The sequence below is a fragment of the Intrasporangium chromatireducens Q5-1 genome (assembly GCF_000576575.1).
Lineage (GTDB): Bacteria > Actinomycetota > Actinomycetes > Actinomycetales > Dermatophilaceae > Intrasporangium_A > Intrasporangium_A chromatireducens.
Map to the genome: position 1 here is coordinate 1 of NZ_AWQS01000003.1, position 20,992 is coordinate 20,992.

The window sequence follows — 20,992 nt, forward strand, 5'->3', positions numbered from 1 at the left end:
CACGCCCAGAACAACCGTCAACACCAGCATGGCGCGTGCGGCGACGAGGATGACGCGCGTGTTCGCGCGAATGTGGGTATTCATGATGACCTTTCACTGGTGAATCAGAATCCGGGGATCAGGCTGACTACGAGGTCGATGAGTTTGATCCCAACGAATGGCGCGATGATTCCGCCGACGCCGTAGATGAGCAGGTTGCGGTTCAGTGTCTTGGACGCGCTCAGTGCGCGGTATTTCACACCGCGGAGCGCGAGCGGCACCAGCAGCACGATGATGATGGCGTTGAAGATGATCGCGGAGAGCACCGCCGATGCAGGTGAGTGCAGTCCCATGATGTTCAGCACCGCAAGACCGGGAAACACCCCCATGAACATTGCTGGGATGATTGCGAAGTATTTCGCGATGTCGTTCGCGATCGAGAACGTCGTGAGCGCCCCGCGAGTGATGAGCAACTGCTTTCCGATCCGTACGATGTCGATGAGCTTGGTCGGATCGGAGTCGAGATCGACCATGTTGCCTGCTTCTTTCGCTGCCGACGTGCCCGTGTTCATCGCGACCCCGACATCCGCCTGGGCCAGCGCGGGCGCGTCGTTGGTGCCGTCACCGGTCATCGCCACGAGATTGCCGCCGTCTTGCTCCTTACGGATGAGTACGAGCTTGTCCTCGGGGGTGGCCTCGGCGAGGTAGTCATCGACGCCGGCCTCTTTCGCGATCGCCGCAGCGGTCAGCGGGTTGTCGCCGGTGATCATGACGGTGCGGATGCCCATCGACCGCAGCTCGGCGAAGCGGTCCGCTAGTCCGTCCTTCACGATGTCTTTCAGGTGCACGATCCCGAGAATCTGCGGGGGGACGCCGGGGGCTTTGATAGCGACGACGAGCGGTGTTCCCCCGGAGCGGGAGATGTGCTCGGTGTGTTCCTCGACCTCGGCAATCACGCTGGACGGCAGGGGCCGGCCATCGGCCTCCAGCCATGACGTTATCGCCGAACCGGCCCCCTTGCGCAGTTGGGTCCCATCGGACAGGTCGAGGCCGGACATCCGGGTCTGCGCGGTGAACGGGACGACCTCACCCCCACTGGGTGTGACCTCAACGCCCTCGGCACCGGCGAGCTCCACGATGGATGCCCCTTCCGGTGTCGGGTCGGCGAGGGAGGCGAGCGCGGCAGCACGACTCAGCTCGCCCGGCTGGATGCCAGCAAGCGGGACGAACGCGCTGGCACGGCGGTTGCCATAGGTGATCGTGCCGGTCTTGTCCAGCAGCAGGGTGGTGACATCCCCGGCGGCCTCCACGGCACGACCGGACATGGCCAGCACGTTGCGCTGCACGAGCCGGTCCATGCCGGCGATCCCGATCGCCGACAGCAGTGCCCCGATGGTGGTGGGGATCAGGCACACCAGCAGCGCGATCAGCACGGTGATGCTCACCGGGCTGGCCGCGTAGGAGGCGATCGGGTTGAGCGTGAGGGCAACGGTAACGAAGATGATCGACAGCGCGGCCAGCAGTATGCTCAGCGCGATCTCGTTCGGGGTCTTCTGCCGCGCGGCCCCCTCGACCAGGGCGATCATCCGATCCACGAACGTCTCGCCGGGTCGCGAGGTGATGCGTACCACGATCCGGTCCGAGAGCACCCGGGTGCCGCCGGTGACGGCAGAGCGGTCGCCGCCGGACTCCCGGATCACCGGCGCAGACTCCCCGGTGATCGCCGACTCATCCACGGACGCGATTCCCCACACGATGTCACCGTCGCCGGGGATCAGCTCACCCGCCGAGACGACCACGACATCTCCGAGCCGCAGTTCGGCCGAGGAGACAGCTTGCAGCAACGCTCGTTCCGCCCCTGCGTCGGTCACCGCGTCGTAGTGTCCGGTAACACGGCTAGCGGTGGTAGTGCTGCGGGTCTTGCGCAGCGACTCCGCCTGCGCCTTCCCACGGCCTTCGGCCACCGCCTCGGCGAGATTGGCGAACAGCACCGTGAGCCACAGCCAAACCGCGATCGCCCAGGTGAACGACCACGGCACTGCAGTCCCACCGGAGGAAGCAGGCCCGCCGAGGAACGGTTCCGCGATCGCCAGAGCAGTGGTCAGCACGGCCCCCACCCAAACGATGAACATCACCGGGTTGCGCCACTGCTGGCGCGGGTCGAGCTTGCGGAACGCACCCGGTGCCGCCGTGACGAGCTGCACCCAGGAGAAGGTGCCGCGAGGGATGCCGCTACCGGCGGATGAGCTGCCGGCAGATGAGCTGTGGACGGATGAAGTTGTTGTGGACATGATTCAGAGCAGCCCTTCCGCCAGGGGACCCAGCGTGAGAACGGGGAAGAAGGTCAAAGCGGTAACCAGCACCGTCACGACGGTCAGCAGACCGATGAACTGAGGCCGATGCGTCGGCAGGGTCCCCGCGGTGGCAGGGACTTTGTCCTGCGCGGCAAGCGATCCGGCCAGGGCAAGCACCAGCACGATCGGGACGAATCGGCCCAGCAGGATCGCCAGCCCCAGAGTGACGTTCAGCCATGGCGTATTCGCAGTGAGCCCGGCGAACGCGGACCCATTGTTGTTGGCGGCCGAAGTGAAGGCGTACAACACCTCCGACATGCCGTGCACGCCGGGGTTCCAGATCGACACCGAGGTCACCTCGTCCCGGACGCCGGGTATCGCGAAGCTCAGCGCGGTGCCGGTCAGCACGAGGATCGGCATGACGAGGATGTACAAGCTCGCCAGCTTGATCTCCCGTGGCCCGATCTTCTTGCCCAGGTACTCCGGGGTGCGTCCGATCAGCAGACCGGCGACAAACACCGCGATCACCGCCAGAACCAGCAGCCCGTACAGGCCGGAGCCGACCCCGCCGGGTGCGACCTCGCCGAGCATCATGTTGAGCATCGGTATCATGCCGCCCAGCGCGGTGTAGGAGTCGTGCATCGCGTTCACCGCGCCGGTAGAGGTGCCGGTGGAGGTGGTCGAGAACAGGGTCGAGCCGATGATCCCGAACCGTTGCTCCTTGCCCTCCATTGCACCGCCCGCGAGCTGCGGGGCGGTGCCCATCCCTCCGCTCTCGATCGCGGTGAGGATCGCGAAGGATGCCACGAACAGCACGCCCATGACGACGAGGATCGCGTAGCCCTGCCGCTTGTCTCCGACGAGGCGGCCGAAGGTGCGCGGCAGTGAGAACGGGATGACCAGCATGAGCAGCACCTCGACGACGTTCGTCCAGGCGGTCGGGTTCTCGAAGGGGTGGGCGGAGTTGGTGTTGAAGAAGCCGCCGCCGTTGGTGCCCAGCAGCTTGATAACCTCCTGCGAGGCGACCGGCCCACCGGGGATCGACTGGGCGCCCCCGGTGAGCGTGCTCACCTCGGTGAAGCCGTTGAAGTTCTGGATCACCCCGCCGGCGAGCAGCACGATCGCACCGATCGCCGCGATCGGCAGCAGGATGCGGATGGTGCCGCGCACCAGATCGGTCCAGAAGTTGCCGATCGTGCCGCTGCGGCGGTACGTGAAGCCGCGCACGAGGGCGATCGCCACCGCCATCCCGACCGCCGCGGACACGAAGTTCTGCACGGCAAGGCCCGCGAACTGCACCGTGTAGCCGAGGGTCAGCTCACCCGAGTAGGACTGCCAGTTCGTGTTCCCCACGAACGAGGCGGCCGTGTTGAACGACAGGTGCTCCGACGGCGCAGGCAGGCCCAGCGAGTACGGCAGCCACCACTGCAGCCGCTGCAGCCCGTACACCAGCAGCAGACCCACCGCGGAGAACGCCAGCACCCCCCGCAGGTATGCCTGCCAGGTCTGCTCGCTCTTGGCGTCGACGCCGATCAGCCGGTAGATGCCCCGCTCGATCTTCCAGTGCTTGGGGGCGCTGTACACCCACGCCATGTAGTCCCCAAGCGGACGGTGCACCACCGCCAGGAACAAGGCGACCGTCGCCAGTGCGGCGATCGCAAACAGCCACCCCATCAGAACCGCTCCGGCTTGATGAGCGCGAAGACGAGATAGACGACGGCCGCGACACCGAGCACCGCAGCGGCCAGCTCGAAGATGATCACAGCTTCTCCAACGCCTTACCGAGCAGACCGATCAGCGCGAACAGACCAATCACACCGGCGATGAACACGATGTCTAGCACGAGCAAGCTCCGTTCCTCAGGTCGGTCACCAAGCGATGACCGCATGCGTATTTCGGGACGCGACTCCTGAGACAACACCCTCAAACGGCGAAGATCACGAGGACTAACAGAACGCATACGAGATTGGCCCGAACACTCGCGGCGTCCATACGGTCGGGGCCCGGCCGCACGCGGACGATCAAGATCAAGCGATGTCAAGGGCCTGTCGGCCGAGCGCGCGTACGGCGGCCACGGTGGCTCCCGTCGTCGGTCGCGGTCGGAGTCCCCACAGGACACGCTTGACGTATGTGAAGGGGCTCCTTGGCATGCCGGCTCGTCGACGAGCGAAAAGAGATTCGGACAGCGGGCGGTTCCACGCGACCAACCACGAGATGGGGCGCCGAGACAGACGAAGATCATCTGGTCTAACGGAACGCATACAGGACTTGGGTGAATCCTCGCGCTGTCCATACGGCGCGGGTTTCCGATACCCGATCCAATGGGGAGATGAGCGTAAAGGCTGCGGCGCGGGGTGGCGCTTGCGCGACCTCACCCAGCGGACCGCGAGCCGCGGTCTAGGCGGCCGGACCGTGAGCACCCACGACATGATCGACCGGCTCCAGGAAGTCAGGACCCTCACTAGGCGCTGGGGTACGGTCCGCACGCTCGGTCCCGCACACGGAACACAACTCTTCTTCCTGGAAGTGCATCCTCCTGGCACGACGAGCCGTGATCGGAGGCTGATCGCCATCGACCGGATCGCACCGGCATACGGCTCCTCAGCCGGACTCTTGATTGCCGCTCTCATCGACGGGCTGCCAAGCTGGGCGCTCCTCACAAGCGTCCTTGCAACTGCCGCCGCGTTCGGCCTCGTGACTCGACGCCTGACGCGCAGGCTTCGCGACCAGACGCGTTCACTTACGGTCGAGGTCAACTTCCGCGCCGCCCCCAGCACGACCATTGATGGCAACCCTGATCTACTTGTTTCCTGCCACAGGGCCTTGATCGCACTCGACAACGCTCGCACAAGTGAGTTCCTGACGCCGGCCGAATACGAGCGACGTTGGGCCGAGGTCTACTTCCGTATCCCCGCCATCTCACTACGACGTTGACTGGCCATGACCATCATCGAACATCCACCAACCGCGTGGCACAAAGCGCGTGCCACAACCGCACTCGCTTGCCGTGTCGCGCGCCGTTGCCAAGATCAGAAGGTCCTTATAACTGAGACGGCGCCTGCTGAGGATGAGGACGCGGATGTTCCTCCGCCATCTCTGGATTTCCGAACGACGCGCGTTGGCCATCGGGTGTCTCGACTCGGAGCAGGTCGCCCGCCCACATGGCACTAGACCCGTGCCCGGTGATCGCTGAGTCGAGACGAGGTGTCCACCCCCGCTAGATCGGCCTGCATGGCACGTGCAGCCATCGTGCCGCCGCATAAGCTCTGCAATCAGGATGCGAGGTCTATGCAGGATCAAGGTCAAGTTTCGGTGCCCGCGGCCGCCGGCTGCCAAGGGACTCCATCGCCCGCATGAGTCACGCCGCGATTGGTCCTCGCATGAACCCGACCCCCGACCCTTCCTTCACGCCTACGCAGCCTGTTCGCGCTGCACAGCCTTGACCAGAGCGGTCACCGCTTGCAGCGGGAGGACTCCGTTGCCGAGGGCAGTAATCTGCTGGTTTTGAGTGAGCCCGTACCCGGGGTCGGTGACCCAGCCGGGTTCGAGACCCATGAGCCATTCCACGAACGCGGGTGCCAGACGCGGACCTCTGCCGTCGTTTAGGAGGGCGGGAGCGGGTGCATCCTGTCCGGTGACGTGCTCCCATTGTGCGATGGCTCGGGCGTAGCGTCCCCAGCGCCGAACAGTCCGTCGATCAGGGTCCACAAGGTCTCCGACTCGTCGCATCTGCTCGGAGAGCCACCCGGCCCGTTCAAGGCGAGGTCGATGATCTGGTGCGACAAGGCGATCGTCCCATGCCGCGCCCGTACCTGATCCAGGCTCTCTCCACCGCGAGAAGAGTCCGTTGCGAGCGGGGTCCGGAACATCATGTTGGGCGACGATGAAGATGCGGAAACGATGGTGAGGAGCGCCGACAAAGGACGCCGGTAAGCCGATCCATTGCGCGTCGTACCGCAGGTCGGCCAGATCGCCGAGTACGGCGCCGGCTGCCCGGAGAGGTCGAGCTGCGAGGTCTCCCAGGCTCCACGGGTCGGGTTCCAGATGGCGAAGGGGTGCATCGCCGGGGGTTGCATGGTCGTCGAGGTTGCGTTGCGCATCGTCGTTTCCTTCCGAGGGCGGTCGAATGGCGGGTGCGGAGAGCAAGCCGCGGACATTCTCGATGACGACGAGCTGGGGTTGCAGCGCGTCGATCGCGTCGGCCATGTGCGACCACAGCCCGGAGCGGGTGCCCGGCGCGAGGCCGGCGCGCTTTCCCACGGTCGAGACGTCCTGGCACGGAAAGCCGCCGCAGAGCACGTCGACATACTCGGCGGCGCGCCAGTCGATGGTGGTGATGTCGCCCAGGTTGGGGGCGTCGGGCCAGTGATGGGCGAAGACGCGCGCGATGGGTGGGTTGTTCTCGGAGAACCAGATCGTCTCGGCATCGAGGGCGTATTCGACGGCGAGGTCGAGTCCGCCGTACCCGGAGAACAGCGATCCGACCTTGAGCGGGCGAGTTCGGTCGTGAGGGTCGTGCATGAGGGCTCCGGCTGACGGGTGATCCCCGGTCGGACTTCACGCACGAGGTCACCGCCGGGCTGGTCAGCGACCAGGTGCACGACCCCCCGAACCACTGCCGCCATACCTCGTCGGCGGTGCCATGCCCGCACTCGGCACACCACCCCGCGTGCTTCGGAGTCCGTGACTCAGGCGGAGCCGCCGATCCTCCGCCACCGACTCCCCGAGCCATCACACGTCTTTCAGACGAGGCGCGAGCCGTCCCGAGTCGCATCGGATGCGACCGGGCTCGCGGGCTCACCTGCCCTCCGAACGGCGGCGGAAGGAGCAGCCCAGGTGACGGTTTCGATGCGCGTGATGAGCGCGGGCGATGGCTACAAGTACCTGTTGAAGTCCATCGCCGCGGGCGACGGCGACCGGAGCCTGAGCACGCCGCTGACCCGCTACTACGCGGAGGCGGGGACGCCGCCGGGCTTCTGGATGGGCTCGGGGCTGGATCGGCTCGGGCGCGGCGAGCTGGTCGAGGGGGCGCAGGTCTCGGAAGCTCAGCTCGCGCTGTTGGTCGGGATGGGCCATGACCCGATCACGGGCGAGCCGCTGGGCCGCGCCTATCAGCAGTTCGCGTCGATCACTGAGCGGATCAAGCAGCGCGTCGACGCTCTCGACCCCGAGTTGGGGCCGGCGACTCGAGCGCACGAAGTGGCCGCGATCGAGGCGGAGGAAGCCGAGCGCGGCACCCGGCGTGCGGTAGCCGGTTACGACTTCACGTTCAGCGTGCCGAAGTCAGTCTCCACGATCTGGGCGGTTGCGGACGCTGGCACCCAAGCCCTGATCGCGGACGCTCATCATGCGGCGGTTGCAGAGCTGGTTGCGTTCCTCGAACGCGAGGTTGCCGCAACCCGCGTCGGTGCAACCGGCCCGGACGGAGCGGTTGCGCACGTCGATGTCGCCGGAGTCGTGGCGGCGGCGTTCGATCACTACGACAGCCGCGCCGGCGACCCGCAGTTGCACACGCACGTGGTCATCAGCAACAAGGTCCTGACTGTGCAGGACGGGCGTTGGCGGACCCTTGCGGGCCGGCCGATGCACGCGGTGGTCGTCGCGGTTTCCGAGTTCTACAACGCTGCTCTGGCCGATCAGCTCACCCGTGTCCTCGGCGTCGAGTGGGAAGCGCGCGAACGTGGCAGGGACCGGAACCCGGCATGGGAAGTCGAGGGCGTGCCCGACGAGCTCGTGGCCGAGTTCTCCACTCGGTCACGGCACATCGAGGCCGAGAAAGACCGCCTCATCGCGGAGTACGTCGCCAAGCACGGCAGGCAGCCCTCCGCCCGAACGGTCCTGAAACTCCGGGCACAGGCCACGCTCGCCACCCGGCCGGAGAAGCAGGTCCGCTCGCTGGCCGACCTCACCCGTGAATGGCGGCAACGCGCCGGCCGGGTGCTGCGCCGGGACGCGAATGGCTGGGCGTGCACGCTCACCACGGCCAACGCGCAGGTGCCGCGGCGGGTGCTGCGCGCCGACGACGTGCCGCTGGATGTGGTGCGCGAGGTCGGGCAGACCGTGATGGAGACGGTCGGTGAGAAGCGTTCGACCTGGACCCGCTGGAACCTGCACGCCGAAGCATCCCGGCAGTTGATGGGGTGGCGGTTCGCCAGCATCCAGGATCGGGAGGCGATCACCGGGCTCGTGGTCGATGCCGCAGAGCACGCTTCGCTGCGGCTGACGCCGCCGGAGCTGGCATCGAGCCCGTTGCAGTTCCGCCGCGTGGATGGCACCTCCCGGTTCCGGCCGCACGCCTCGGCCCTGTTCTCATCCGAAGCCCTGCTGGCCGCCGAAGACCGACTCCTGGCGCGCGCCGCGGAGACCTCCGGGCCGGTGGTGCCGTTGGAGACGGTCGAGAGGATCGCCCGCAAGCCCGACGCACGCGGCCGGGTGCTCGGCGAGGATCAGGCTACGGCCCTTGCGGCGGTCGCGGTCTCCGGTCGTGTAGTGGACGTGCTGGTCGGCCCGGCCGGGGCCGGGAAGACCACCGCGATGAACGGACTCCGCCGGGCGTGGGAGAAGGAGCACGGGACCGGCTCGGTGATCGGGCTCGCCCCCTCGGCGGTCGCCGCGCAGGTCCTCGCCGATGACCTCGGCATCGCCACCGAGAACACGGCGAAGTGGTGGCAGAACCACATCATGTACGGGACCACGTTCACGGCCGGGCAGCTCGTCATCATCGACGAGGCGAGCCTGGCCGGCACGATGTCGTTGGATCGGCTCACCCGCGAGGCCGAGAAGGCCGGCGCGAAAGTCCTCCTGGTCGGCGACTGGGGCCAGCTCCAATCACCCGGCGCCGGCGGGAGCTTCGCCATGCTCGTGCACGCCCGCGACGACGCCCCCGAGCTGACCGATCTGCACCGCTTCACGAACGAGTGGGAGAAGACCACCTCGCTCCAACTCCGCCACGGCCGCACCGAGGCGATCGACACCCTGATCGAGCACCGCCGGATCACCGGGGGCGATGAGGAAGCGATGGTCGACGCCGCCTACACCGCGTGGCGGCGTGATCTTGCCGCCGGGCGCGCGTCGATCCTGGTCACCGAGACCCACGCGACCGTCACCGAGCTGAACACCAGGGCGCGGGCGGAACGGATCATCGACGGCACCGTGAATCCCACTCGCGAACTCGCCCTGCGCGACGGCACCGCGGTCTCGGAGGGCGATCTGGTCATCACCCGTGAGAACGACCGGCGGCTCCGCAACGGCCGAACGTGGGTCCGCAACGGCTCCCGCTGGATCGTCACCGGGGTTCGGGAGGATGGGTCGGTCAGCATCCGTCCGGCCGGGCGCAGGTTCGGCGGCGGGATCGTCCTGCCGGCCGACTACGTGGCCGAGCACCTGGACCTCGGCTACGCGGTCACCGCGCACCGCGCTCAGGGCGTCACGACCGACACCGCGCACGCGGTCGTCACCGCCACCACGACGCGGGAGAACTTCTACGTCTCCATGACCCGCGGCGCCCACAGCAACCACGCCTACGTCGCCGTCGATCGAGAGGATGCCGAACACGCGGTGCCGCATCCCGGCGATAACCCGAACGTCACCGCCCGCAGCATCCTGTACGGCGTACTCCAGCACATCGGTGCCGAGCTGTCGGCGCACGAGACGATCACCGCCGAGCAAGAGCATTGGGGCTCGATCGCCCAACTCGCGGCCGAGTACGACACCATCGCGCAAGCCGCCCAGCACGACCGCTGGGCCGCCCTCCTACAAACGTCCGGGCTCACCGCCGAGCAGATCGAAGACGTGCTCGACTCCGACGCCTACGGCGCCCTGTCGGCCGAGCTGCGTCACGCCGAAGCCAACCATCACGACCTCGACGTGCTGCTCCCGCGTTTGGTCGCCGCGCGGAGCCTGGAAGATGCCGACGACATCGCCTCCGTCCTTCACGCCCGCGTTGCACGAGCCACCGCCCGGCCCGCCGGATCAGGCCGAACCCGCAAGCCCCCGAGGCTGATCGTCGGTCTGATCCCGCACGCCGGCGGACAGATGGCAGACGACATGCGGCAAGCCCTGGACGAGCGCCGCGAGCTGATCGAGGCCCGCGCCGACGCCGTGCTCCGTGGCTCTCTGACCGATGAGGAACCGTGGACGGCAGACCTCGGCACGGCGCCGAGGGGCGAGAAGCAGAAGGCGGCGTGGTGGCGTGCCGCCTGCACCATCGCCGCCTACCGCGACCGTTACGGCATCACCGATGACCGGACCCCGCTCGGCCCGACGCCGGAGAGCACCAGCCAGAAGATCGACGCCATCCGCGCCCGCGCCGCTCTCAACCGCGCCCAGGCGATCGCCCACGAAGGCGCGACGGCTGATCCGGTGCGGCCAGCGGCCGCATCACGTCCTACACGGAGCTTGTGAGACCCGACCAGCGACGGGCCGACCGTCAGAGAGAACGTCCCGTCGTGCCCGGCGACGGGCGCCGGTGCCCGAACTCGCGTCCGACCTCGGGCCGCGTCACAGTCCGGTCCGGGGTCCTGTCGGCGTCGAGCAGGTCAATCACATTGCCGGTGTGAGTCACGAGAGAGGCGAAGCCTTGCTTGATGAGTTCGTTCGGCCCCGCACTCGCGACGCTGGTCACCGGACCGGGCACCGCGCCGACGCCCCGGCCGAGCTCGTGCGCGGCCATGACTGTAGTCATCGACCCGGATCGCGGACTGGCCTCGGGGATCACGGTCGCACCCGAGAGTGCCGCCAGCAGGCGGTTGCGAGCCAGGAACCTGTGTCTGGTCGGCGCGGCGCCCGGCGGCAGCTCGCTCACCAGCAGCCCGACATCTCCAATGCGACGCAGCAGCTCGCTGTGCCCGGCAGGGTAGGGACGGTCCAGCCCGCCGGCCAAGACGGCGATCGTGTGTCCGCTCGCGGCGAGCACGCTCTTGTGCGCGGCACCTTCGATCCCGTAGGCGCCACCGGAGACGACGACCCGTTCCTCATCGGCCAGCCCCGTCGCCAGCTCGCCGGCGACGTGCTCGCCGTAGGAGGTCGCGGCGCGAGCGCCTGTGATTGTGGCCCGATCACTCAGCGCCGTCGTCAAGAACGAGGCCGCGCCGCGTGTCCACAGCAGGTACGGGGCACGCTCGCCCAGGTCGTTCAGCCCGGCCGGCCATTCCTTGTCGGACGGGATGAGCGTGCCGAACCCGTGCCGCTCCGCCTGAGCCATCTGATCCAGCACTCCGGGTGTGACCCGCGCTGTCAGCCGTTCGCGCCACATCAGCACGTCGGCGCGTGCCAGGCCGGGGACTTCGTCGTCCGCCTCGATCAGCCGCAGCGTCTCGACCCCGCCGTGACGGGTGAGGACGTACCCGGTGGTCGGGTCGTTCGGTTCGGCGATCATCGACAGCGTGATCCGTGCCATCCGCTCTCCCTGCATCTGCTCCGCCAACGTCGTCATGATCGGTGTCCTCTCGCTCCCAGGTCACCGACGAGGTACACGCCTGCCCGCCGACGACGGGTTCCCTCTGTCGGAGCACGGTCGTAGACTGGGCGACGAGGCAGGTTCTTTAGCTACGCGGGTCCTACGGGACGGCCCCTTCGAGGGCACTCGGTTCATAGCCGCCTCCACGACGGAACACCGTCGCGCTATGACGAGGAAAGAGAGACCCGCGATGCTCCGCACATCTGTCGCGCTCAGCGCACGAGGCTACGGCGTACTCCGCTACGCACCCACCAACCTGCTGCTCAACACCATCCGCACCAGACGCGGCCTCAAGTGGGGCATCCCTGCGATGCTCCTGGCCGTGCCCTACTTCTACGCCGCCGCGATCTGCACCACGATCATCAACGACGACGGCCCCGGCTGGCTCTACCTGCTGGTCCTGCTGCTCGTCTGGAACGCCCTCAAGTTCATCTGGATCGGCCCGACAAGCATCGCTCTGCTCGCTCGGGCTCGTTTCGCTGCGAGACAGCGGCCACTACACCCGACGGACCCAACGCGCCCGCAGACCCACCGGCGCGTCCCTGAGTCAGTGTCCAAGCCGGCCGATACCGTTAGAGCAGAGGTTCGATCGAGAGGAGTGCGTACGTGGTAGTCCGCTACATGGGCACAAAGCGCCACATGGCGGATCACGTGCGTGATGCCATCGCCCAGCTCGAACCCGATGGACGGGTTGTGGACCTCTTCTCGGGCATGGGCAGCGTAGCCGAGAGCCTCAAGGAGACGGCCTCGGTGGTCACGAACGACGCGATGAGCTTCACGGCAGCCCTGTCAAGAGCGCGGTTCACCGGCCAGGATCGTCAATCCAGCTCAGCCGAGGTGGTGGAACGCCTGCTGCCCAAATACAAGGCAAGGCTCCAAGAGTTGGAGCAGGCGTACGCCTCTGAGTTGAAGAGCGAAGCCATTGCGCTCGATGGCTCACGGACTGATCTGCTCAGCTACATGGACAAGGCGCAACACGTAGGCAACTCCGCTACTCGTCGTCGTGCCGCGAGAACGGCCGCTGAATCGAGTGGTTTTGCACACTACGAGTTGGCGACCCTCTATTTTTCTGCCGGCTATCTCAGCCTTCGACAGGCAATCGAGCTGGACGCCGCGCGGGCCGCAATTGATAGCGATGATCGGCTAGACGAGCGTGACTGGATCGTGGCGGCCTGGATCGCCGGCGCATCCGTCCTTGTTAACGCTCCGGGCCACACGGCCCAATATCTTCGGCCGAACTCTGCATCAGCTCACACCCGGATCGTGCGTACTTGGTCACGTTCACTCTGGGACGAGTTCGCAAACTCGCTCGATGCAGTTTCACAAGTTGGCTCCGAGTCATGGAGGTGTCAGAACTCTGTGTATGTGGGAGATGCCCTTGATCTCGTTAGTGCCGGTGAACTCCGAGATATCGGGACGGTCTACGCAGACCCGCCATATACAAAGGATCAGTACAGCAGGTACTACCACATGTACGAGACGCTGTACCGCTACGACTTTCCGGATTCTAGCGGTGCCGGGAGGAATCGATCCGATCGTTTCACGACGGGCTTCTCCCTGAAGACTGCCGTGGTCGCGTCCTTCCATGACCTCTGCCGGAACGTGGCGAGGATGCGGGTACCGCTCGTCATCAGTTACCCGTCAAGCGGATTGCTTGGTGACGCCGGAATGTCTGTCGCCGAGATTGCCCGCCAATACTTCGGTGAAGTTGAGACTCACTCGTACGAGGCAAATCATTCAACGATGGGTGCTTCAACGGGCGCTTCAAAGAAGTCAGCAATGGAGAATCTATATGTCTGTCTCGTCTGAGCAAGAAGAACAAGCCGAATCATCACAGAACGTGACCGCGGAACTGCGCGAACTGAATGTGGCTGATGTGGTTCCTAACGACCGCAATCCGCGACTGGATTTTCCCCAAGATGAACTGGATCGTCTGACCGACTCCATCGACTTGGAGGGCGTGCTCGTTCCGATCGTCGTGTACCCCAAGGACGGGAAGTACGTTCTGGTCGATGGCGAACGCCGTTTCCGGTGCGCTCGCGATCTTGGGCACGTCAAGATTCCTGCACTCATCACAACTGAGCGCAGTGACCGTGAAGTGCTCCAGCAGATGTTCAATATCCACCTGATCAGGGAACCTTGGCGAGACATTCCCACAGCGAAAGCTCTCCAGCGACTCGCAGAGGAGATTAAGGAGTCCGAGGGACGCGACCCCAACGACAATGAGTTGCGTGACCTCACTGGACTATCCATCGAACGGGTACGCCAGCTTCGCTACGTGGTTACCCTTCCTGACGAGTGGCAGGACTACATCCGGGAAGAAACGATTCCACTCAACTTCTTCTGGGAGTTGAAGAAGAACGTCATTGACGCACTCCGAAACAATCGGCCGGCGATCCTCGATCAGTACGGTCAAGAACGAGTGAGTAGCGCGTTCGTCCAGAAGCGCCTCGATCAAGTCATCACGGACACGGTGAGCCTTCGTAAGGTCTCGCCGATCATCAAGTTTGCGGCCCAGGACGCAGCCTCGAATGGAACGGGTGAGTCTGCGCTCGACACCTCGATTCGTGACCTCATCGAGAAGCCGGAAGCGACCATCGATGACGCCTACGAAGAGACCGTCCAGATGATGGTTGAGGTGGATAAACTCGGTCGACGGACCTCCACGATGGTAGCCGTGTTTGCGCGCTTGCTGACTCAGACTGCCGGCACGCCGGACTACGAGGAGGTTCGCCGGCTGGGGCGAGAACTCATCACACAGGTCACCGCCCTGATCGATGCGAATGAGCAGCGCGGCTGAGGTCGAGGGTGCCCTCGTGGAGGAGATCGTCGACGAGCCATCACAGGGCCGCCCCATAGGTATAGGCGATGTGTCGGCCGCGACTGATCGCGTCTGCGCAAGCGCGAGGGGCAAGCACTGGGTTCAAGACACAGAGTTGGATCTCGGGAGCAAGCGTTGGAAGCCGAATGCAGTGTCCCAAGACGGGACTCAGCTTCTATATGTCTTTTTGCAGGACGAGATACCAAGATTTGCTCGCGACCGACTTCGGATCGCCGCCGGTAAGGGGATCGTACCGACGCTGGCTCTGCATCTCGCATCGCTGTTCAAGCCCGAAGTCGTTGAGTTGCTAGTTGGAATCGACGCTGACGTCATTGTTCTTGATGACTATGTGGCAGCCAGGCAACTTGAACCCCGAGCACTACTTGCCGCGCTGGCTGACATTGAAGTGCCGGTGTCTCCAGAGCTTCGACGGAGTGTGGCGAAAGCAGTCTGGGACCGCATCAGCGACGGCACTTCGCAACAGAAGGGGCGAAGGCTAGAGGCGCTTCTCGCATTCGCGTTCGCCCAGGTAAGCGATCTGAAGGTGGTTGAGCGCAACTACAGGAATGAGACCGAGGAGATCGATCTTGTCCTCCAGATCGACAACTTTAGCTCTCGCGTCTGGCAGAAATCGGGCGTACCGTTCATCCTGGTCGAGGCGAAGAACCGCGTTGACAAGGCATCACAGCCGATGGTCTCGTCGCTCATCACCAAGCTTCAGACTAAGCGAGGCACTGCCCGAATCGCCATCTTGGTGTCGCTAGCTGGATTCACAGAGGACGCAAGAATGCAGGAGCTTAGATTCTCAACCCAGGAGATCTGCGTCGCGATGATCGACCGTGACCAGCTTGAGAAGATGCTCTCGGCAGATGACATGGATGCGGAGCTTGAGTCAGTTGTGAGACACGCCCTACTTCGCTAGGAGTCGATGGACATAGCTAGCTGACTGAAGTCGCACCATCCCGAGCACTGACACCGGAGCGGAGCTTGAATCCTCCGTCAACCGGATCGAAGTAGGTTCCGTCTCGTAGCGAAAGATCACGTCGAAGGGTTGCTTCGGGCGTTCTTGCGGCAGACACGTCTCGAATGCCTAGCCTGCGGATCTCGGAGACCAGGTCGTTGACGGTCCACACCCGTTCGGGCGCAGTGGCCGCAACAGTTGCGGCCGCCTGTACCCAGGTCGGCTGCTCGCTGCGATGCGCTTCGTACTCCGTGAACTCGCGAGGGACGCGGTAGCCGACGGTCTTCCCTGGCCCCTCATATACTGCTTCGAGGGGCATCGGAGCATTCTCGGAGAGCAGTTCGCTCTCGATGAGCGTTAGCGTGATCCGTTGGGCGGGCATGGCGAAGCGCCTCAGTGAACGATCTTCGGCATAGCCGGCGTACTCATAGATCTCGGCACGTGAAATGAATCCGCCGGCTTGAGCAGCGAGCGAGATGATATCTGCCTGCACCTGACCTCCGGCCTCTCTCAGCTCGTGAAGAAGGTGCTTGTACGCCGCCTCAGTCCATTGCGATTCGTTCGGCGTGTCATCACGGCTACTGAGCGCGCTGGCTTCAACTAGCGATTCGGAGGCCGCCTCGTCGCTTGGTCGGATCCGCGACATAAGGCGATAAAAGTCGCTCTGCTGCAGCAGGACCAAACGAAGCCCGGTGCGTTCGAGCGCCTCCACGACAAGCTCAGGGCGGACACCGAGGGCGCGCTTCTTTGGCACAGTGATGTTGATCCGCCAGTCCTCCTTCGCGTCATTGGTGACTAACACAAATGCACCGGAGGGTTCCTGGAGGCCTGCGAGGTACCTTAACGTTTGCTCCCACATCAGATAGTCGCCCGTACCTCGCTCGAGAACCTGATCGGATTTCTCCTCGCCATCCTTGTATCCGGGCGGAACCTTGTCTGCGAATCGCTTCAGCCCCGCGTCAATCAACGAAGGCTCGTCGTCCCCGAATGATGGACCTACCCGTCCCGCTAAAATCTCCTCAAGTCTGGCCAGTACAGGGTCGAGGCTGGTGTCACTGAGGATCTGCGCGACATTGAGCGGATTTCCTCGCGCCTTACTTATTGCCTCTGAAAGTTCATTCAGTTGGGTCTCCACGGTTTCTCGCATGGCCTGAATTTCTTCGGGTCGCTCGCGGTCCGGGCGTAGTGAGTTGACGATCGCGAGCAGTTCGCTGCGCACGGCGTCGATTGGCTGGACGGGGCCGGGGATGTCCGCAATGACGCTGTGGCGATTGCGCCAAAACTCCCGCATCACCTGGTGCGGCAGCCATAGGCGGGATCGGATGGACTCCAGGACGTCTAGAGCAAGTAGCCGCGCCGGTTCCTCGAATCCGTAGATGTCTAGGAGCACGTTCGTGTCCAGGATGACGGGGCACGTCTCCAGAAGAGCCAGTACTTCATCTTCGGTCGGGTCACGGTACCCCTCGAAGCCGTCGTAGATGCCCCGTCCTGAGGGACCGTCGCCCATCGTCTGCCTCCTGTGTGCCGCGTCTGTGTAGTGTGCCTAGTCTCTCGGAGATCGGGCCTGGGGGGCTAGGGATCGCCTTCGCCCCTGGGCACGCGCACGGACTCTCTTCTCGTTGTCTTGTAACGCCCCCTTGACTCGGTCAAGCCGTCGTGATCGAGGGGCCAGCCGAACACGCCACAGTCGATGCGGGGTGAGCCTCTGGTGGCACTTCTCGCGTCGCGCACGAGGGGGACCAGTAGGGGACCAGAATCATGCAAACCATGCATCTCGTGACGTGCGCTGCATGATCTGAGCCCCGGAAACACGCGGACTTCGGCCTCGACGAGGCTGTCTAGACGCCTGGGGGTCAAGGGGTCGCAGGTTCAAATCCTGTCAGCCCGACCACACGGAACCGGCTCTGACCAGCACCTTCGCTGAGTCAGGGCCGGTTCGTCGTTCCTTCCCTCGAGCCGAGTGGCGGTGTGTGGGCGCGACGGGCGAGGGTAGGGGACCGGCATGAGTGGCAAGACCCCATACCTGCGTCACGGCCTCGTCGCCGGTGCGGTCGGCACCACGGCACTGAACGCAGCGACGTATCTCGACATGGCCGCGCGCGGCCGCCCGAGCAGCAGCACTCCCGAGCAGACGGTGCAACGACTGACACAGCTGCTGGGGTTCACCGTGCCCGGAGACGACGACGGACGCCACGCCCGCGAGTCGGGGCTGGGATCCCTGCTCGGGATTGCCGCTGGGACCGGCGCCGGGCTCGCACTCGGCGCCCTGCGCCGCTCCGGCTGGCCCAGAGGACGAGCGGCGACGCTGACCGTGGCCTTCGCGCTTGCCATGGCGGCGGGGAACGGTCCGATGACCGCGCTCGGCGTGACCGATCCCCGGACGTGGTCGGCGTCGTCATGGCTCTCCGACGTCGTGCCCCACGCCGCCTACGCCGTGGCCGCCGCCGCCACCCTCCACGCCTTCGACCGCTAGGACAAGCGCCCGAGCAGAGCCGCAGTCGCGCCTGGAGGGATCCCGCCAGTGGCGGCGGGGGGAGGGGAACGGCTGGCATGCCGCTGTGCGGTCCGGCAGCACGGCACGGTTAGGCTCTGGCTGTGACTGAGGAGCTGGGAGAGTCCGCGCGCACGGGCCCTGTGTCCGAGCGCCTGCTCACGCTTCCCAACGTGCTGTCCATCCTGCGGCTGGCCGGCGTCCCCGTCTTCCTCTGGGCGATCGTGAGCCGGCACGACGGGCTCGCCCTCATCGTGCTCGCCCTCTCCGGGATCACGGACTACGCGGACGGCAAGATCGCCCGCACGTTCCACATGGAGTCGCGGCTCGGGCAGTTCCTCGACCCCATCGCCGACCGGCTCTACATCCTGTCGACCCTCATCGGCCTGGCCTGGCGCGAGATCATCCCGCTCTGGTTCGTCGTCGCGCTCCTCGCGCGCGAGGCGGTCATGCTCGTCATGCTGCTCTACCTGCGCAAGCGAGGGCAGATCGGCCTGCCGGTCCACTTCGTCGGCAAGGCCGCGACCTTCAACCTGCTGTACGCGTTCCCGCTGCTGCTCCTCGCGCACCGGGGTGACGTCCTCGGTGAGCTGGCTCGCCCCATCGGCTGGGGACTCGCCTGGTGGGGGCTCGTCCTCTACTGGTTCGCCGCCATCCTCTACGCGATCCAGGCCCAGTTCGTCCTGTCCCGGACACCGCACCGGGCCGGGGCCCCGAGGGCGCGATGACCGCAACTCCGCCCAGGGCTCCGGATGCCTCGATGACGCTGATCACCTCGATGATCAAGCGTCCGCTCGACCCCGGCTACGAGGAGGCGGCCCGTCGCCGGCGGCTCGCCGGCCTGCCTGCCGCGACCTCCACGCGCACCATCCTCGTCATCATCCTCGCCGTGGTGATCGGCTTCATGTTCGCCGTCAGCGCGACGGCGCTGCGTCCCAAGCCGACCGCGGCGACGCAGGCTCGGGCCGAGCTGATCCAGCGCATCGAGAGCCTGCAGACGCACAGCGCCAAGAACGAGGCGACGATCCAGTCCCTCACCAAGCAGGTCCGCGGCTACGAGGAGATCGCCGTCGCCCAGTCCGGCGCTCCCGACCTCACCGCCCGGATCAAGGAGTACGGCATCGACGCGGGAGTCACCGCCCTGAAGGGCCCCGGACTGACCCTCACGCTCGACGACGCGGCCAGCACGGGCACCGACAACCAGCCGGGGGACCGCCCCAGCAGCGGCTTCGACTCCGGCCGGGTCGCGTCCACCGACCTGCAGATCATCGTCAACGGGCTGTGGGCCGCTGGCGCCGAGGCGATCTCCATCAACGGACACCGCCTGACGTCCACTGCCGCCATCCGCTTCGCCGGGCAGGCCATCATCGTCGACTTCCGGCCGCTGGCCCGGCCCTACGTCGTCACGGTCCTCGGCGACCCCGACCAGATGCAGCGCGTCTTCGGGCCTTCGTTCGCGGGGGTCTATCTCGACCAGCTGACAAAGCAGTTCGGCATCCGGGCATCGTTCGCGGGGTCGACGTCGCTGTCCGTGCCGGGCGACTCGGCGATGCAGCTGCAGTTCGCAAAGCCCATCCCCTCCGACGTACCATCTGGCGGACCGACCGGCACGAGCGCGCGACCGTGAGCGGGCTCGTTCAGCACCACGAGGAAGGGGCGATGCGGTGATCCCAGCCATCGGCTTGCTCATCGGCCTGCTCGTCGGGCTCTTCCTCGACCCATCGGTCCCGCTGTGGTTGCAGCCCTACCTGCCGATCGCCATCATCGCCGCCCTGGACGCCGTCTTCGGGGCGGTCCGCGCCGTGCTCGACGGGATCTTCAACGACAAGGTCTTCGTCGTCTCGTTCCTGTCCAACGTCATCGTCGCGGCTTTCATCGTCTTCCTCGGCGACCAGCTCGGTGTCGGGGCGCAGCTGTCCACGGGTGTCGTCGTCGTGCTCGGTGTGCGGATCTTCTCCAACGTCGCCTCCATCCGCCGTCACCTCTTCCGGGCCTGAGATGACCAAGCGGAAACGACCGAGCCAGGGCAACCGCAAGCCGCAACGGCCGGACCAGGCCGCTGCAAAGCGGCAGGAGGAACGGGCCCCGGCGGAGCAGCCGATACCGCAGCACATGGAGCCGCAGCCGGCACCGCTGGAGCAGGTCGACCCGGGGCAGGACGCCGAGCGACCCCCCATGGCGTCGGTCGACGGTCGGTCCGCCTGGCGGCGGCTCCTGCGCATGGGCCGACCCCGACCGACCAAGGCCAACCTGCTCTCCGCACTCCTCGCCGTCCTTCTCGGTACCGCGATCGCGACCCAGGTGCAGCTGACGAACTCCCGGGGGCTCGAGGACCTGAGCCAGAGCGACCTGGTGCGCGTGCTCGACGACGTGTCGGTCCGGTCGTCCCGGCTCGACCAGCAGGTGCGCGAGCTGGAGGCCACCCGCGACCGGTTGAAGAACGGCACCGGCGACACCGCCGAGGCGATGCAGCAGGCCGAGAACCGGGTCGACACCCTCGGGATCCTGGCCGGCGCGGTCCCCGCCCACGGCCCCGGTATCCACGTCACGATCAGCGACCCGGACCGCCAGGTCACCGGCCCGGTCGTGCTCGACCTCATCCAGGAGCTGAGGGATGCCGGCGCGGAGGCGATCGACGTCGGTGGTGTGAGGGTCGTCGCCTCGACGTACATCGGCAACCAGAACAGCGCGATCCAGGTCGACGGGCACAGCGTCGCGCGACCGATCGAGGTCAAGGCTATCGGCGACTCCAAGACCCTGGCCTCGGCCATGACCATCCCGGGGGGAGTGGTCGAGTCGGTGCGCCAGAAGGGTGGTACCGCCGTCGTGACCGAGGTCGACGATGTCAGGATCACCTCGGTCCACGAGGCCACGCCGATGACGCACGCCACACCGGCCGAGTGACCCGCCGGTCGCTTCCTCCTGCGCGAGGGGCGGCCTCCATGACATCCTCTCCTCGTGCCGACTCCGCCCCCGGCGTCGGAAACCC

The 20,992-nt window shown here is 65.9% G+C and carries 17 protein-coding genes; 11 read left to right on the forward strand and 6 right to left on the reverse strand.

What is annotated here, in order from left to right; genetic code table 11:
- Nucleotides 1-104 precede the first annotated feature (104 nt).
- Genes kdpB through kdpF form a run of 3 tightly spaced genes read right to left on the reverse strand, consistent with a single transcriptional unit; the run spans nt 105 to nt 4,036 of the window.
- Complete coding sequence (kdpB, locus tag N864_RS00560; protein ID WP_034712159.1) at nt 105-2,270, reverse strand: potassium-transporting ATPase subunit KdpB; 2,166 nt, start codon at nt 2,268-2,270, stop codon at nt 105-107.
- Nucleotides 2,271-2,273: 3 nt separating this feature from the next.
- Nucleotides 2,274-3,947 (reverse strand): potassium-transporting ATPase subunit KdpA, encoded by a 1,674-nt coding sequence (gene kdpA, locus N864_RS00565; protein ID WP_034712161.1) that lies wholly within the window; start codon nt 3,945-3,947, stop codon nt 2,274-2,276.
- A complete protein-coding gene (gene kdpF, locus N864_RS23920) occupies nt 3,947-4,036 on the reverse strand; it encodes a K(+)-transporting ATPase subunit F (protein WP_081793236.1) in 90 nt (29 codons plus the stop codon). The genes kdpA and kdpF overlap by 1 nt, the downstream gene beginning before the upstream one ends.
- A gap of 649 nt (nt 4,037-4,685) precedes the next feature.
- On the opposite strand from kdpF, the gene N864_RS00570 reads away from it, so the two are divergent.
- Nucleotides 4,686-5,207: a DUF6611 family protein gene (locus tag N864_RS00570; RefSeq protein WP_155892750.1), complete on the forward strand. Its 522-nt coding sequence runs from the start codon at nt 4,686-4,688 to the stop codon at nt 5,205-5,207.
- A 477-nt stretch (nt 5,208-5,684) separates the two neighbouring features.
- On the opposite strand, the gene N864_RS00575 is transcribed toward N864_RS00570, so the two are convergent.
- The gene (locus N864_RS00575; protein ID WP_034712167.1) at nt 5,685-6,794 is read right to left on the reverse strand and encodes a DNA cytosine methyltransferase; all 1,110 of its coding nucleotides are present in this window, start codon (nt 6,792-6,794) and stop codon (nt 5,685-5,687) included.
- A 327-nt stretch (nt 6,795-7,121) separates the two neighbouring features.
- Between N864_RS00575 and mobF the strand changes: the two genes are divergently transcribed.
- Nucleotides 7,122-10,676 carry a MobF family relaxase gene (gene mobF, locus N864_RS00580; protein WP_476702737.1) on the forward strand — a complete coding sequence of 1,185 codons (3,555 nt, stop codon included), beginning with the start codon at nt 7,122-7,124 and terminating at the stop codon, nt 10,674-10,676.
- 25 nt (nt 10,677-10,701) lie between these two features.
- Here the strand turns inward: mobF and dprA are convergent, their stop codons facing one another.
- The gene (gene dprA, locus N864_RS00585) at nt 10,702-11,706 is read right to left on the reverse strand and encodes a DNA-processing protein DprA (protein WP_034712170.1); all 1,005 of its coding nucleotides are present in this window, start codon (nt 11,704-11,706) and stop codon (nt 10,702-10,704) included.
- A gap of 214 nt (nt 11,707-11,920) precedes the next feature.
- Here dprA and N864_RS00590 point away from each other — a divergent pair, with 214 nt between their 5' ends.
- From N864_RS00590 to N864_RS00610, 4 genes are read left to right on the forward strand one after another with little or no spacing between them, the layout of a single operon-like run.
- Nucleotides 11,921-12,343, forward strand: coding sequence for a sulfate permease (locus N864_RS00590; RefSeq protein ID WP_205620831.1), 423 nt, complete (start codon nt 11,921-11,923; stop codon nt 12,341-12,343).
- On the forward strand, nt 12,337-13,539 hold the full coding sequence (locus N864_RS00595; protein WP_240474144.1) for a DNA adenine methylase: 1,203 nt from the start codon (nt 12,337-12,339) through the stop codon (nt 13,537-13,539). Before N864_RS00590 ends, N864_RS00595 begins: the two co-directional genes overlap by 7 nt.
- The gene (locus tag N864_RS00605; RefSeq protein ID WP_081793238.1) at nt 13,523-14,530 is read left to right on the forward strand and encodes a ParB/RepB/Spo0J family partition protein; all 1,008 of its coding nucleotides are present in this window, start codon (nt 13,523-13,525) and stop codon (nt 14,528-14,530) included. The genes N864_RS00595 and N864_RS00605 overlap by 17 nt, the downstream gene beginning before the upstream one ends.
- Nucleotides 14,531-14,546: 16 nt before the next feature.
- Nucleotides 14,547-15,473, forward strand: a complete 927-nt coding sequence (locus N864_RS00610) for a restriction endonuclease (RefSeq protein WP_240474145.1) — start codon at nt 14,547-14,549, stop codon at nt 15,471-15,473.
- Between the two features lie 16 nt (nt 15,474-15,489).
- Here the strand turns inward: N864_RS00610 and N864_RS00615 are convergent, their stop codons facing one another.
- On the reverse strand, nt 15,490-17,019 hold the full coding sequence (locus N864_RS00615; protein WP_034712178.1) for a PIN-like domain-containing protein: 1,530 nt from the start codon (nt 17,017-17,019) through the stop codon (nt 15,490-15,492).
- 495 nt (nt 17,020-17,514) lie between these two features.
- Between N864_RS00615 and N864_RS00620 the strand changes: the two genes are divergently transcribed.
- From N864_RS00620 to N864_RS00640, 5 genes are all read left to right on the forward strand, one after another.
- Nucleotides 17,515-17,985 (forward strand): hypothetical protein, encoded by a 471-nt coding sequence (locus tag N864_RS00620; RefSeq protein WP_051518004.1) that lies wholly within the window; start codon nt 17,515-17,517, stop codon nt 17,983-17,985.
- A 122-nt stretch (nt 17,986-18,107) separates the two neighbouring features.
- The gene (clsA, locus tag N864_RS00625) at nt 18,108-18,731 is read left to right on the forward strand and encodes a cardiolipin synthase ClsA (RefSeq protein ID WP_240474146.1); all 624 of its coding nucleotides are present in this window, start codon (nt 18,108-18,110) and stop codon (nt 18,729-18,731) included.
- 32 nt (nt 18,732-18,763) lie between these two features.
- On the forward strand, nt 18,764-19,630 hold the full coding sequence (locus tag N864_RS00630; RefSeq protein ID WP_051518005.1) for a DUF881 domain-containing protein: 867 nt from the start codon (nt 18,764-18,766) through the stop codon (nt 19,628-19,630).
- A gap of 37 nt (nt 19,631-19,667) precedes the next feature.
- Nucleotides 19,668-20,000 (forward strand): small basic family protein, encoded by a 333-nt coding sequence (locus tag N864_RS00635; protein WP_034712180.1) that lies wholly within the window; start codon nt 19,668-19,670, stop codon nt 19,998-20,000.
- A gap of 1 nt (nt 20,001) precedes the next feature.
- Nucleotides 20,002-20,907: a DUF881 domain-containing protein gene (locus N864_RS00640; RefSeq protein ID WP_081793239.1), complete on the forward strand. Its 906-nt coding sequence runs from the start codon at nt 20,002-20,004 to the stop codon at nt 20,905-20,907.
- Nucleotides 20,908-20,992 lie beyond the last annotated feature (85 nt).

Bases quoted from the DNA above. Each gene is read 5' to 3' on its own strand.
- kdpB (WP_034712159.1), bottom strand. From the start codon at position 2,270: ATGTCCACAACAACTTCATCCGTCCACAGCTCATCTGCCGGCAGCTCA.
- kdpA (WP_034712161.1), bottom strand. From the start codon at position 3,947: ATGGGGTGGCTGTTTGCGATCGCCGCACTGGCGACGGTCGCCTTGTTC.
- N864_RS00575 (WP_034712167.1), bottom strand. From the start codon at position 6,794: ATGCACGACCCTCACGACCGAACTCGCCCGCTCAAGGTCGGATCGCTG.
- mobF (WP_476702737.1), top strand. From the start codon at position 7,122: ATGCGCGTGATGAGCGCGGGCGATGGCTACAAGTACCTGTTGAAGTCC.
- dprA (WP_034712170.1), bottom strand. From the start codon at position 11,706: ATGACGACGTTGGCGGAGCAGATGCAGGGAGAGCGGATGGCACGGATC.
- N864_RS00590 (WP_205620831.1), top strand. From the start codon at position 11,921: ATGCTCCGCACATCTGTCGCGCTCAGCGCACGAGGCTACGGCGTACTC.
- N864_RS00605 (WP_081793238.1), top strand. From the start codon at position 13,523: ATGTCTGTCTCGTCTGAGCAAGAAGAACAAGCCGAATCATCACAGAAC.
- N864_RS00615 (WP_034712178.1), bottom strand. From the start codon at position 17,019: ATGGGCGACGGTCCCTCAGGACGGGGCATCTACGACGGCTTCGAGGGG.
- N864_RS00620 (WP_051518004.1), top strand. From the start codon at position 17,515: ATGAGTGGCAAGACCCCATACCTGCGTCACGGCCTCGTCGCCGGTGCG.
- N864_RS00630 (WP_051518005.1), top strand. From the start codon at position 18,764: ATGACGCTGATCACCTCGATGATCAAGCGTCCGCTCGACCCCGGCTAC.
- N864_RS00640 (WP_081793239.1), top strand. From the start codon at position 20,002: ATGACCAAGCGGAAACGACCGAGCCAGGGCAACCGCAAGCCGCAACGG.